General features: G+C 58.6%; 9 protein-coding genes. 8 read left to right on the forward strand and 1 reads right to left on the reverse strand.

The features are described from left to right. Together SIB38_RS07745 and SIB38_RS07750 are read left to right on the forward strand one after the other, a co-directional pair. The gene (locus tag SIB38_RS07745; RefSeq protein ID WP_294119035.1) at positions 1 to 1,245 is read left to right on the forward strand and encodes an MGH1-like glycoside hydrolase domain-containing protein; all 1,245 of its coding nucleotides are present in this window, start codon (positions 1 to 3) and stop codon (positions 1,243 to 1,245) included. Continuing rightward, a complete protein-coding gene (locus tag SIB38_RS07750; RefSeq protein WP_412551743.1) occupies positions 1,245 to 2,306 on the forward strand; it encodes an ABC transporter ATP-binding protein in 1,062 nt (353 codons plus the stop codon). The genes SIB38_RS07745 and SIB38_RS07750 overlap by 1 nt, the downstream gene beginning before the upstream one ends. Positions 2,307 to 2,436: 130 nt before the next feature. Here the strand turns inward: SIB38_RS07750 and SIB38_RS07755 are convergent, their stop codons facing one another. Then, on the reverse strand, positions 2,437 to 5,634 hold the full coding sequence (locus SIB38_RS07755; RefSeq protein WP_412551744.1) for a Hint domain-containing protein: 3,198 nt from the start codon (positions 5,632 to 5,634) through the stop codon (positions 2,437 to 2,439). A 294-nt stretch (positions 5,635 to 5,928) separates the two neighbouring features. On the opposite strand from SIB38_RS07755, the gene SIB38_RS07760 reads away from it, so the two are divergent. The 6 genes from SIB38_RS07760 to SIB38_RS07785 are packed head-to-tail and all read left to right on the forward strand — an operon-like array spanning position 5,929 to position 13,489. After that, a complete protein-coding gene (locus tag SIB38_RS07760) occupies positions 5,929 to 6,414 on the forward strand; it encodes a hypothetical protein (protein WP_412551745.1) in 486 nt (161 codons plus the stop codon). 56 nt (positions 6,415 to 6,470) lie between these two features. Beyond that, a complete protein-coding gene (locus SIB38_RS07765) occupies positions 6,471 to 8,585 on the forward strand; it encodes a 4Fe-4S binding protein (protein WP_412552030.1) in 2,115 nt (704 codons plus the stop codon). A 17-nt stretch (positions 8,586 to 8,602) separates the two neighbouring features. Then, on the forward strand, positions 8,603 to 10,510 hold the full coding sequence (gene nosZ, locus SIB38_RS07770; RefSeq protein WP_412551746.1) for a TAT-dependent nitrous-oxide reductase: 1,908 nt from the start codon (positions 8,603 to 8,605) through the stop codon (positions 10,508 to 10,510). Positions 10,511 to 10,513: 3 nt separating this feature from the next. Continuing rightward, positions 10,514 to 11,788 (forward strand): nitrous oxide reductase family maturation protein NosD, encoded by a 1,275-nt coding sequence (locus SIB38_RS07775; RefSeq protein WP_412551747.1) that lies wholly within the window; start codon positions 10,514 to 10,516, stop codon positions 11,786 to 11,788. Beyond that, the gene (locus tag SIB38_RS07780) at positions 11,781 to 12,671 is read left to right on the forward strand and encodes an ABC transporter ATP-binding protein (protein ID WP_294117183.1); all 891 of its coding nucleotides are present in this window, start codon (positions 11,781 to 11,783) and stop codon (positions 12,669 to 12,671) included. Before SIB38_RS07775 ends, SIB38_RS07780 begins: the two co-directional genes overlap by 8 nt. Continuing rightward, complete coding sequence (locus SIB38_RS07785; RefSeq protein ID WP_412551748.1) at positions 12,671 to 13,489, forward strand: ABC transporter permease; 819 nt, start codon at positions 12,671 to 12,673, stop codon at positions 13,487 to 13,489. The genes SIB38_RS07780 and SIB38_RS07785 overlap by 1 nt, the downstream gene beginning before the upstream one ends. Positions 13,490 to 13,522: the final 33 nt, after the last annotated feature.

Consider the following 13,522-nt stretch of genomic DNA (forward strand, 5'->3'; position numbering starts at 1 on the left):
ATGACATCTTCTCAAGTTATTAGCGCAGAGGCCAAACAGGTTCTGATCACCAATGATCGAGGCGGCTACACCGTCCCGACGGAGGGGCTGTACCCTTACCAGTGGAACTGGGACAGCGCCGTGGCAGCACTTGGGTTTGCGCAGTTTGATGTGGACCGCGCGTGGGTTGAGATCGAGACCTTGTTCCAAGGTCAATGGGATGATGGCATGGTGCCGCATATCTTGTTCCACAAAAGTGATCCCGGCTATTTCCCTGGACCAGACGTTTGGGGATGTTTGGGTCCAATACCCTCGTCCGGGATCATTCAGCCGCCAATTGCCGCCACGATGGCGCGCCTGATTTGGGCGCAGGATGAAGAAGCTGGCCGCGCGCGGATTGCTGCGCTCTATCCCAAAATGCTGAAATGGCACAGCTGGATCATGCGCTGGCGTTTGCATCGAGGCGCAGTCTGTACCACGCACCCGTGGGAAACGGGCCGGGACAATGCGCCCGATTGGGACAACACCATGCAGCGCATGGACGCCTCTGATGTGGGCGAATACACTCGCCGTGACACACAACATGTGGACAGCGCCGACCGTCCGACCAAGTTTGACTATGACCGCTATGTCAAATTGGTGCAGATTGGCCGTCGGTTGAAGTGGGATCAGGCCGCGATGCTGGCCGAGAGCCCTTTCCGTGTTGCTGATCCTACCATGACTTTCACGACGTTGCGTGCCGCCCGAGACCTGCGCACGGTGGGGCAAGCTTTGGGTGCGGATACCGCAATACTTGAGGCGGACATCAAGCGGCTGGAAGCAGGGGCGGCGACTCTATGGAATCCAGCGCTGGGCAGCTATGACAGCCGGGATGTGTTGAGTGGGGAATGGGCTGGATGTGTGTCCAATGCCTCCTACCTGTGTTGGTTTGCGGGCGTTGAAAATAAGGACATGTTGGCGCGGTTGCGGGCGGTGATGGAGCGGGTGACATACCCTGTGCCGAGCAATGATACTGGGGCTGAATCCTTTGACGCACGGCGCTATTGGCGTGGTCCGACATGGGCAATTGTGAACATGCTGATCGGCATGGGACTGGCGGATATGGGCCACGTTGATGAGGCCAATACACTGGCAAAGAAGACCGGCGATTTGATCGCCGAACACGGATTTGCTGAATATTTTGATCCATTTACCGGCAGCGCGGCGGGCGGGGGGACCTTCACTTGGACCGCAGCTGTGTGGCTGGCTTGGGCGGGAGGAAACTGATGGGGGCGATATCACTCAAGGCGGTTGAGAAGTGGTTTGGCAATGCGCAGGTCATCAAGGGTGTGGACCTTGATATACAGGACGGCGAGTTTGTTGTCTTTGTTGGGCCGTCCGGCTGTGGCAAGTCGACTTTGCTGCGCATGATTGGTGGTTTGGAAGACATTTCTCGCGGTGCGATTGAGATCGATGGCAACGACGTCACCGACCATCCGCCAAGCAAACGTGGGTTGACGATGGTGTTCCAATCCTACGCACTGTATCCGCATTTGACAGTGGCGGAGAATATGGGTTTTTCCCTGAAAGTAGCGGGGTTTAAGAAAGACGAGATTGACCGGCAGGTGGCGCAGGCGGCGGAGGTTTTGAAGCTCACCGAGTATCTGGATCGGCGGCCAAAAGATCTGTCGGGTGGGCAGCGGCAGCGGGTGGCGATTGGACGCTCGATTGTGCGCGATCCGACGGCGTTTTTGTTTGATGAACCGCTGTCTAATCTGGACGCCGCGCTGCGGGTAGAAACCCGCTATGAGATCGCCAAACTGCATCAGGATCTGAAACGCACGATGATCTATGTGACGCATGATCAGGTCGAGGCGATGACGCTGGCGGATCGGATTGTGGTGCTGGAATTTGGCACCATTGCGCAGGTGGGGACGCCTCGGCAACTCTATGAAAAACCAGCGAATTTATTTGTGGCGCAGTTCATTGGCAGTCCGAAGATGAACATCTTGGATTGTGATGCCAACGCGGGTGATGCGCAGTATCAATTAAGCGTTGGGGGCAATGGGGCCTTTGGGCTCAATGGCGTTGCCAGCAAGGTTGGGGTGCGGCCGGAACATATCCGGACGTGCGCGGTTGGCGCGGGGCAGTGTGACGGAAAAATCGAGGTTATTGAGTACCTTGGCGCGGATACCTTCCTGATTGTCGATGTTGGTCAGGACGACAAGGTTGTGGTGCGTGTGGACGGGGATCAGGAGGCCTTCTCCGAAGGTGATACCGTGGGTTTGGCCTTCCCTGAAGAGCGCGCACATTTCTTTGACAAAGACGGGCTGCGGCTTGGAGGTTAACGGGTAACCTTTGGCAATTTTGCACGTCGGTATTCTGTCGGTATTGCGACTGTTTCGCGGAGGTGCGTGTTTTTGTTAACCTATGTCTTAACAAGGCCCGCAGCAGGGAGTGCTGCGGGCCTTGTGGGTGTCAGGCAAAGGCGCGTTTGGGCTCAAACAGCGCGGCGGTGTCGCGCGACAGGTCGCGGCGTTTGAGGAACCTTCGGGCGGTGGGGCCATAGGTGGCCGCGCCTGTGCCGGTCAGAAGCGCCGGGAAGAGATGTGCGATCTCGCGCTGCTCTGCGGTGCCAAGGGCGCCCATCGCCATGGGGCCAGGGTAGAAGCTTTCGGACGGGGCGCCGTCGGCAATGATGACCTCGTGGCCCTCAAACATCAGGTGATAGTAAGTCACCTCACGCACGCCCTGCGCAATGCGAAAACCGGGGCCGCCGTTGCGGGCGAGATGAATGGCGCGCGCCAACTGCGGTGTGTCGCCGTCTTGCGTGGTCATCATGCCGTGCTGTGGGGAGACCAGCATGTCGCGGGGGTTGCCAAGCGCCCCTTCGCGGATGAACACCGGGCGCAGTTTCGGGAAGGCTTGCAAGTCCGCTTGTGTCAGATGCCGCTTGCCGATCCAGACAATGGGCTGCGGGCCATGATCCAGCGTCTGCACCTTGTCGCCCACGCGCAGATGCTCGATCGGCACCGTGCCATTGGGTGTGGTGATCATCGCACCTGTGGTGAAGCAGGGAATGCCCATGGCGTTGAGCATGGGTTTGTCGAGGATCTCGTGATCGATCCCCATAAGGCGCACACCTTCGCCATTGGGGAAGCTGAGCACCGCGTTGCCGTAGCCGTCATCGCTGACCACCACGTCGTTCACGGTGACCGGCTGGCCATCTGCGTTGTGCAGCTCGGACACGTCAAGTTGGTCGAACTCTTCGCCGCCGATTTGGAAGTCGGCAATTTTGTCGTACCCCCCGTCATCCTCGAGCACAAAGGTGTCGCTGTCATCGCCGCCAGCGAGGTAGTCGTTGCCGTCGCCCCCGACCAGTGTGTCTTGTCCAGCCTTGCCTATGAGATTGTCGGCATCCGCGCCGCCCAAGAGCAAGTCGCTTCCGGTTTCGCCCATGAGGTTGTCGTTGCCGGCCCCGCCGGACAGGGTGTCATCCCCGGCGCCGCCTTCGAGCGTGTCGTCGCCATCGCCGCCGGTGACGCTGTCATTGCCTGCGCCTGCGTCGACAGAATCTTCTCCGTCGCCAGCATCAATTGTGTCATCACCTTGCGTCCCGAGTACTGTGTCGTCACCGTCTCCGGTAACAAATGTTGCCCCTTGGCTGGCTTCTGACGCGTCAGTGTGGTCGGCGTTGTCGGTGGTGTGAATTTCCTCGATGCTGGTGAACTCACCTTCGACACCGCCAATTTCAAATTCGCCTTCGCCGTCGTCTTCATACTCGATGGTGACGCCGGTATCGTAATTGCCCGCATCAAAGTTGATAACGTCCCAGCCGCTGTCGCCGTCTATCTCGACTTCGTTGTCGTCGTCGCTATCATCATCATCATCATCATCATCATCATCATCATCATCATCATCATCGTCGTCTTTGTCGTCGCCTGCGCCTGGCAAGACGGCGGCTTCGACCTCGTCGTCATCATCGTCATCCGCATCATCTTCTGGCGGCGGATCGTAAACGTCGATCTGGCCAATTTCTGCAATGGCCGGTTTAGCCGCACCAAAGCCTCCTAAGTCAATGACCGCAGGCTGGATGATGTCATCACCATCATCATCATCATCGTAATCGTAATCGTCGCTGTCTGCGTCGGCTGTGGCGTAGACATTGAACACATCGTTACCGTCGCCGCCGTGCAATTCATCTTCGCCAGTGCCACCGGTGATGGTGTCATCCCCGTCGCCGCCATAAATGGTGTCGTCTCCGGCGCCGCCATCCAGCACGTCGTTGCCCCATTCACCGTCGATTTCGTCGTTGCCGTCGCCACCGTCGATGCTGTCATCGCCCGTGCCGGCCCAGACCTCGTCATCGCCGCTGCTGCCAATGAAGGTGTCATTGCCGCCGACCAAAGAGGCCAGCTCGCCATCTGAGCTGGCGCTGGCGTCAATGTGGTCGTCGTTGGAGGTGGTGTTGAGCATTTCCACGTTGGCAAAGGTGCCTGAGGCGTCGCCCAAAGAGTAAGAACCTGCATTGTCGCCAGAGTAGGTGACATTCACACCTGCATTGGTGTTTTCGGCGTCAAAATAGACTTCGTCCCACCAGCCTTCGCCGTCTACATTTGTGACATCGTCGGATGTGTCGATATAGAAGTTGTCGTTGCCGCTACCGCCGGACAGCTCATCATTACCACTGCCGCCATGGATGTTGTCGCTGCCGTCGCCGCCATCGATGGTGTCGTTGCCATCGCCCCCGTAGATGTAGCTGTCGCCGCTGCCGCCAATGATGGAGTCATCGCCGCCAAAGCCTTCCAGTGTTTGGAAGGTGGTCACGTTGGTGGCGTCGATGGTGTCGCCAAAGCTGGTGCCGGCGATGTGTTCAATGCCGTCAAAGCTGCCGGAGCCATCGGTGCCTTTGAAATCATAGGTGCCGGATGTGTCGCCGGTGAAGGCGACGTTCACACCGTCCGTGGAGGTGGAGTTGGAGAAGCCCACCAGATCCCAGCCGCTTGCGTCATCTCCGCCGTCGATGACCGCGTTGTGCTGACTGTCGGTCACCCAGACCTGATCGGAGCCCTCGCCGCCGATGAACGTGTCGTCGCCGCCCGCACCATACATGGTGTCGTCACCGGTCCCGCCGCTGATCTGGTCATTGCCGCCGCCGATGATAACATCATTGCCCGCGCCGCCGTCGAGCGCATTGTCGCCAGAGCCGGTGGTCCAGAGGCCAATCTGGTCGTCGCCCTCTCCACCGGAGACGGTGTCGTTGCCATCGCCAAAGACAATGGTGTCGTCGCCGTCGCCCGCTGTGATGCTGTCGTCGCCGGTCGCGTTGTAGATGTCGCCGTCGGTGTCGTAGATCACATCGGCGTCGTCGGTGCCGGTGATGGTGTCGTTGCCACTGCTGCCGTCGAGGCCTTCGGTGAAGCTGTCTATGTAGCCGAGACTGCCGCCCGGATCGAAGTTTGCATCGTCTGGGACAAAATAGGCCTGGCCGCTCTGAACAAAAAAACTGCCAGATGTTGCGCCCAGCTCCGGGAAAGTCACCGAGCCGGTGCCAAAGGGCATGTCATGGTGTGTAAAAACAGCGTTGCCCCCTAGGCCGCTGTCGATTTGATCACTGCTGCCAAGCCCGTCCGCGCCGACGTCGAGACTCACCAAATATCCCGTAAAGGTTGTCATTCCGCTCACTCCCTAGTTCTTATGGTGGTAGGTGCGGCGTCTTAACGAGGTCCTAAAATGCACTTTTTACGGGAGTGTCATGAATGTGAAATTTGCCTCGGATTGGAGGCGGATTTTGTTTGAATGCAGTGGGTTAGGGTTAAGTTTTGGTGAGTGTTGGCGGGTGAGGCGGCTAAGTGTTTCCGCGGAAGTGTTTTTTGTCGGAAAGGAAAGGGACCGCTTGATAACAGTCAAGTGGTCGACGGGTGCGGGAAGCTACCAAGAGCGCAAGCAAATAATTCTTGAGAGCGCCCGATGTCCTTTGATTCGCCTTTATGTGCGTGCCTGCGCCGGTCCTTGACCGGCCTGTTGGCCGTTGTGGCGTTGGTGGCGCAGATGTTGGCGCCGCCAATGGCGCATGCGAACGTGGGCGGTGATCTTGGAAGCGACTGGATTGAAATCTGTGCGGATGCAGGACCTGTTCTGGTCCGGCTGCGCGATGATGGCAGCGTCGAGACACGCGCGCCAACATCTCCGGCGCCCGGCAGCTGTCCAAAGTGTCTGACCTGCGTGACCTGCGCGGGTGTGGCGGGCATTGATCCCGGTGTGACTTTGATGGATGGCGCGGGTGTTTTTGCGGTCTCGGTGAGAAACGACATGGCAGGGGAGATTGTGTGTGTCAGCAAGGCTTGGCAGCGCCCGATGACTCGAGGGCCGCCGTGTGCACCTCAGAATAAGACAACACTGGCCCGCGCGGGCCATGTGATGACAGCAAACCCGACAGAAGGAGGTGCGCTGTGATCATGAAGCGCGCATTTTTGACCTGGGTGTCTGCACTGATCTGTGCCTTTGGGCTCATGATGGCAGATGAAGCCAAAGCCGACAGCCTGGCGTCTTTCCTGACAGAACTTGACCCTGCCGAATTGGCAGTCGGGGCCGACGCGTTTGGCCCGGTGCGCGATGACGTGAAAGTCGCACCTGTGCTCAAGAGCGGCGAGACCGTGGCCTGGGCGTTTTTGACCTCTGATTTTGTGGGCACTACCGGATATTCGGGCAAACCGATCCATGTGGTTGCGGCGATTGACGATGATGCGGTGCTGACTGGCGTCAAGCTGGTGGCGCACAGCGAGCCGATTGTGCTGATCGGTATTCCCAACAGCAAGATGGTCGCGTTGACCGAAGGCTATGCCGGGCTGGACCTCAAGGTTGAGGCGGCAACCGGCGGCGAGGGGCATGATCTCGACATCATATCCGGCGCGACGGTGACCATTATGGTGATTGACGACAGCCTTGTGCGCGGTGGCATCAAAGTGGCGCGGGCCTTGGGGCTGGGTGGTCTGTCGGTTCTGGAGACAGGACCAAAGCGTGAGCTGGATATGGCCAATGAGGCGGTTCAAGACTGGACCACTTTGGCGGGTGACGGCTCTGTTCGGCGTATGGCGCTGGATGTGGGGCAGGTGAACCAGGCCTTTGCCGAGATGGATGATGAGCGCGCCGCCAAACGCCCAGAAAAGGGCGAACCCGGTGACACCTTTATCGACATGCATATGGCGCTGGTATCGGTGCCGTCGATTGGGCGCAGCCTGCTGGGCGATCATGAATACGAGAACCTTGTCGAATGGCTGGACGAAGGCGAGCACGCCATTCTGGTGCTGGGGCGCGGTAAGTACAGCTTCAAAGGCTCCGGCTACGTGCGGGGTGGGATCTTTGACCGTATCCAGCTGATTCAAGGCGACAACTCGGTGCGCTTCTTTGACAAGCAACACCGCCGCCTGCGGGCGTTGGCCACCGATGACAGCCCAAGTTTTGTCGAGCTGGAGCTGTTTAAAATCCCAGCGGAAGCGGAGTTCGACCCGGCACAACCGTTCCGGCTTCAGCTCTTGGTGCAGCGTTCGGTTGGCGCTCTGGATCGCGTGTTCCTGACTTGGGACCTTGGCTATCGTTTGCCAGATCAATACCTGCTGCCGTTGCCTGTGGCTCCGGTGGTGGACAGCGCGGCGGATGAAGCGGCCGCAAAGGCGGCGCTGTGGCAGCGTATCTGGAAAGACAAAACCACCGAGATTGCCATCTTGGACGTGATGCTTCTGGTGCTGACGGCTGTGTTCTTCTTCCAGTTTCAGGCGACATGGAAAGCGCGCCGGTTCTACTGGTTCCGTATCGGCTATCTGACCTTCACCCTGTTCTTTGTGGGCTGGTACGCCAACGCGCAGCTGTCGGTGGTGAACATCATGGCGCTGGTAAACTCCATGCGCTCGGGTTTCACATGGGATGCTTTCCTGATGGATCCACTGGTGTTCATTCAATGGTTTGCCATTGCTGCGGCGCTGCTGTTCTGGGGCCGGGGAGCTTATTGTGGCTGGCTGTGCCCGTTTGGCGCGCTGCAAGAGCTGACCAACCAGGTCGCGCGGTGTTTTAAAGTGCCGCAATGGACCCTGCCGTGGGGGCTGCATGAGCGCCTGTGGCCGATCAAATACATTATTTTCCTTGGACTGTTTGGCGTGTCGCTGGCGTCTTTGGAAACTGCGGAGCAACTGGCCGAAGTCGAGCCGTTCAAAACCGCGATAATTCTGAAATTTGTACGTGACTGGCCGTTTGTTGTGTTTGCTGGATCGCTGTTGGTGGCGGGGCTGTTCATTGAACGCTTCTACTGCCGCTATCTGTGCCCGCTGGGTGGGGCGCTCGCGATCCCTGCGCGTATGCGCATGTTTGACTGGCTGCGTCGCTACAAAGAGTGCGGTAGCCCGTGCCAGACCTGTGCCAACGAGTGCCCGGTACAGGCCATTCACCCAACCGGGGAAATCAACCCGAATGAATGCGTGAACTGCCTGCATTGTCAGGTGCTCTATCAGAGCGAAACCAAATGCCCTGTCGTCATACGCCAGCTGAAACGGCGAGCCAAAGTGGGCGCGGCTGATGTCCAGATTCCGAAGAAATCGGCGCCAGCCAACCATCCAAATGCAAAGACTGCATAAACCCTAAGGAGGGAACAATGTCTGATGAAATCAATGAAATGAAGGTCTCCCGTCGCGGCGTTCTTGGCGCCACTGCCACTGGCGCGGTTCTGGCCGGTACCGGTGTTGGCTCACTGGTGGGTGGCTCAAGCCCTGCCGCGGCCGCGGGCAAAGCCTCCATGGCACCAGGTGAACTGGACGAATACTACGGCTTCTGGTCCTCCGGTCAGACCGGCGAACTGCGTATCCTCGGCGTGCCATCCATGCGCGAGCTGATGCGTGTGCCAGTGTTCAACCGCTGCTCCGCCACCGGCTGGGGCCAGACCAATGAATCGCTGAAGGTTCTGACCGAAGGCCTGACCGACAAAACCAAAGAGTTCCTCGCCGCCAACGGCAAGGTAACCTACGACAACGGTGACCTGCACCACCCACACATGTCCTTCACCGATGGCACCTATGATGGCCGCTATCTGTTCATGAACGACAAAGCCAACACCCGTGTGGCGCGTGTGCGTTGTGACGTGATGAAGTGTGACAAGATCATCGAGATCCCGAACGCACACGACATCCACGGTCTGCGTCCGCAGAAATACCCACGCACGGGCTATGTGTTTGCCAACGGTGAGCACGAAGCGCCGCTGGTGAACGACGGGTCCATCCTGAACGAGCCAGACAAGTACGTGAACATCTACACCGCCATCGACGGTGACACGATGGAAATCGCCTGGCAGGTGATGGTTTCTGGGAACTTGGACAACACCGACTGCGACTATCAGGGCAAATACGCCTTCTCGACCTCCTACAACTCCGAAATGGGTATGAACCTGGCGGAGATGACCGAGAACGAACTCGACCACGTGGTGGTGTTCAACCTCAAGGAAATCGAGAAAGCGATCGAGACCGGCGATTATCAGGAATTGAACGGCGTGAAAGTTGTGGATGGCCGCAAGGGCTCCAACAAAAACTATACCCGTTACATTCCGATCCCGAACTCGCCCCACGGCATCAACACCGCGCCAGATGGCAAGCACGTGTGTATCGCAGGTAAGCTGAGCCCAACTGTGTCGGTGATGGATGTGACCAAGCTGGACGATGTGTTCTACAACGACGCAGAGCCACGCTCCGCTATTGTGGCGGAACCACAATTGGGTCTTGGCCCACTTCACACCGCTTATGACGGTCAGGGCAACTGCTTCACCACTTTGTTCCTCGACAGCCAAGTTGTGAAATGGAACCTCGAAGCGGCTGTGAAACAGTATGCCGGTGAAGATGTGGATCCGATCCTTGAGAAAGTGGATGTGCACTATCAGCCGGGCCACAACTCGACCTCCATGGGTGAAACCAAAGAGGCCGACGGCAAATGGCTGGTGTCGATGAACAAGTTCTCCAAAGACCGGTTCCTGAACACCGGACCTTTGAAGCCTGAGAACGAGCAATTGATCGACATCACGGGCAGCGAGATGAAGGTGGTGCACGATGGACCAACTTTTGCCGAACCGCATGACAGCATCATCGTACGCCGTGACATCGTGAACCCGAAAAACGCCTATGACCGCAACGACCCGATTTGGGAAGATGTCCGCAAACAAGCGGAAATCGACGGTGTGGACCTGGACGACTGGCAGGATTACGTCATTCGCGACGGTGACAAAGTGCGGGTTTACATGTCGAGCCAGGCGCCAAACTTTGCCATCGAGGACTTCACGGTCACTGAAGGCGATGAGGTCACCGTGATTGTCACAAACCTGGATGACATTGACGATCTGACCCACGGCTTCTGCCTGGCGAACTTTGGTGTGGCGATGGAAGTGGGGCCTCAGGCAACCGCGTCTGTGACCTTTACCGCCGCTCGGGCCGGTGTGCACTGGTTCTACTGCCAGTGGTTCTGCCACGCGCTGCACATGGAGATGCGCGGCCGGATGTTTGTTGAACCAAAAGGGGCGTAAGTCATGATGAACTGGTCCCTTTCTGCTGTGTTTGCTCTGTTGGCCTCCGCTTCTTTGGCGGCTGACTGGGACGTGCCGCTGCGGGAGGGGGCCATTTCCGAGATATTGGCGCAGGCGGAGGACGGTGACGTGCTTCGCCTCGCTGCTGGAACCTACAATGAGACGGTGGTGCTGGAGAAATCCGTGACGCTGGACGGGCAGGGCCATGCCACAATTGATGGGCAGGGCAACGGGTCTGTGATCACGGTGACAGGCGATGACGTGGTGGTGCGCGGGCTGACGGTGGTTGGCTCCGGGGACCGGCACGAAGACATCGACAGCGGGATACAGCTGAAGAAAACCGCCTATGCGCCGCAGATTTTGGACAATGTGCTGCTGGGCAACCTTTACGGCATCGACATTCATGGCGCCAAAGACGCGCTTGTGGCGGGCAACCGGATTGAGGGACGGCAGGACCGGCTGATGAACCGGCGCGGCAACGGGATTTACGTGTGGAACGCGCCCGGGGCTGTGGTTGAGAAAAACGACGTGAAATGGGGGCGCGACGGGATCTTTGTGAACTCGTCCAAGCGCAACATTTTCCGCGACAACCTGTTCCGCGAGCTGCGTTTTGCGGTGCATTACATGTATGCGGATCGGTCTGAGGTGACTGGCAATGTGAGCATCGGCAATGATCTGGGCTATGCGGTGATGTTCACCACCCATGTGAAGGTCAAAGACAACGTGTCGATCAATGACCGTGAACATGGCGTGATGCTGAACTACGCCAACCGCAGCGAGATCACCGGGAATTATGTGAAGGGGGCGAAAGAGAAATGCACCTTCTTGTATAATTCCAACAAGAACGACTTCTCCGACAACTGGTTTGAGGGCTGTGGTATTGGCATCCACTTTACCGCCGGGTCGCAAGACAACCGGATTGTTGGCAATGCCTTTGTGGGCAACCGCACGCAGGTGAAATTTGTCTCTACCAAGTGGCATGAGTGGTCCGAGGAAGGCCGTGGCAACTACTGGAGTGACAATGCGGCCTTTGACGTAAACGGCGATGGGTTTGCTGACAGCCCCTATCGACCAAACGATTCAATGGATCATGTGCTCTGGAGCCAACCGGCGGCGAAGATGCTGCTGGGGTCTCCGGCGGTGCAGATGGTGCGGTGGTCGCAATCGGCTTTTCCGGCGTTGTTGCCGGGCGGTGTGGTGGACAGCCACCCTTTGATGAAACCCAGTCGGCCCCCAGCTGCAATTAGGGCGGCCGAGAATGGGAACCAAGATGGATAAGATCCTAGAAATCCAAGGCCTCGTAAAAGATCGGGGCAAGACGCGCGTGTTGCATGGCGTGGACCTAACGGTCTCTGCCGGGGAGCGTGTGGCGCTGCTCGGCCACAATGGCGCGGGCAAGTCGACACTGATCAAGACGGTGTTGGGCTTGACCAAACTGGGCGGCGGCAGCGTGAAAATCGCGGGCCACAAACCGGGCAGCGGTGCGGCGCGGGCGGATACGGCGTTTTTGCCGGAGGCGGTGAGTTTTCATCCGGCTCTCACTGGCCGCGAGCAATTGACACTGTTTGCGCGGCTTGCAGGGCAGAAGGCCGATATTCCCGGACTTTTGGAGCGTGTGGGGTTGGCGGATGCGCTGGACCGGCGCATTGGCACCTATTCCAAAGGCATGCGGCAGCGGCTTGGTTTGGCACAAGTGCTGCTAGGCAAACCTAAGCTGGCTTTGCTGGATGAACCGACGAGTGGCTTGGACCCGATTTCGCGCCAAGACCTCTATGCCATCATTGATGAGCTGGCAGCGGGCGGTTGTGCGGTGCTGATCGCGAGCCATGCACTGACTGAAGTGGAAGCACGCACGGATCGGATTGCGATCATGCGCAAAGGGCATCTGGTGGCGGATGACACGCTTGCGGGCCTGTCTGCCAAAGCGGGGCTGCGTACCAAGATGCGGGTGCGGGCGACCTCGGATGCGGACGCGCTTGTGAAAGTTACGGGGGGACGGCGCATGAATGGCGCCTCGGTGGAGATAGAGATTGATGCGGCGGGCAAGATGGACATGCTCCAGAAAATCGCGGCCATGGGGGGCGCGGTTGCAGATGTGGACATCACCCCGCCACGGCTTGAGGATCTCTATCGTCATTACGCCAAAGAGGGGATGCACTAATGCGGTTCTTGGCTATTGCACAGGCGGAAATGCGCATTCTGGCGCGCAACCGTTGGCTCTTTATGGCAACTCTGATCATGGTGCTGTTTGCGCTGGCGTTGACCTTCGCAGGCAGCGCGCCCACCGGCACCTTGGGTGTGGACATGCTGACGGTCTCCGTGACGTCGATGACAACGTTGTCCGTCTATTTGGCGCCTCTTCTGGCGCTGATGATGTCCTTTGACGCCGTGGCGGGGGATGCAGAGCGGGGCTCCCTGGGGTTGCTGCTGAGCTATCCGGCAGGGCGCGGAGAAATTCTGCTGGGCAAATTTGCCGCGCATCTCGCAGCACTGACCATTGCGATGACCGTGGGTTTTGGCAGCGCCGGAGCGATTGCCGCCTATATGGGGGGTGCGGGGCTGGAGAGCGTCTTTGCGCTGCTCCGCCTGATTGGCACCTCCGTTTTGCTGGGCGGCGTGTTCTTGACGTTGGGCTATATGGTGTCTTCGCTGGCGAAGTCCGCAACTTCTGCAGCGGGCATGGCCGCTGGGCTGTGGCTGATCTTTGTGGTGCTTTACGATCTGGGCCTTTTGGGCGCAGTGGTGATGGACAGCGGCGGTTGGTTCACCGAAACGCTCTTCCCGTGGCTGATGGTGGCCAACCCGGCGGATGCTTTCCGCCTGTGGAACATTGCCAGCTCTGAAAGCGTGGCCTTGGCCAGCGGCATGGTTGGGGCGGCTTCAGCCTTGCCAAGCTGGGCGGCACCTTTGTCACTGGCGATCTGGCCGCTCTTGGGCTTTGCCTTCGCTCGGCTGGCCTTCCGGAGGGTAGAGCCATGAGGATTGCCCTTGTTGCCGCAGCGCTGCTGGTAC

Origin of the sequence: Shimia sp. MIT910701 (assembly GCF_047126315.1) — a bacterium.
Classification (GTDB): domain Bacteria; phylum Pseudomonadota; class Alphaproteobacteria; order Rhodobacterales; family Rhodobacteraceae; genus Shimia.

Excerpts from the sequence above, each read along its gene's own strand:
- SIB38_RS07745 (WP_294119035.1), top strand. The coding sequence starts at position 1 with ATGACATCTTCTCAAGTTATTAGCGCAGAGGCCAAACAGGTTCTGATC.
- SIB38_RS07750 (WP_412551743.1), top strand. The coding sequence starts at position 1,245 with ATGGGGGCGATATCACTCAAGGCGGTTGAGAAGTGGTTTGGCAATGCG.
- SIB38_RS07755 (WP_412551744.1), bottom strand. The coding sequence starts at position 5,634 with ATGACAACCTTTACGGGATATTTGGTGAGTCTCGACGTCGGCGCGGAC.
- SIB38_RS07760 (WP_412551745.1), top strand. The coding sequence starts at position 5,929 with ATGTCCTTTGATTCGCCTTTATGTGCGTGCCTGCGCCGGTCCTTGACC.
- SIB38_RS07765 (WP_412552030.1), top strand. The coding sequence starts at position 6,471 with ATGATGGCAGATGAAGCCAAAGCCGACAGCCTGGCGTCTTTCCTGACA.
- nosZ (WP_412551746.1), top strand. The coding sequence starts at position 8,603 with ATGTCTGATGAAATCAATGAAATGAAGGTCTCCCGTCGCGGCGTTCTT.
- SIB38_RS07775 (WP_412551747.1), top strand. The coding sequence starts at position 10,514 with ATGATGAACTGGTCCCTTTCTGCTGTGTTTGCTCTGTTGGCCTCCGCT.
- SIB38_RS07780 (WP_294117183.1), top strand. The coding sequence starts at position 11,781 with ATGGATAAGATCCTAGAAATCCAAGGCCTCGTAAAAGATCGGGGCAAG.
- SIB38_RS07785 (WP_412551748.1), top strand. The coding sequence starts at position 12,671 with ATGCGGTTCTTGGCTATTGCACAGGCGGAAATGCGCATTCTGGCGCGC.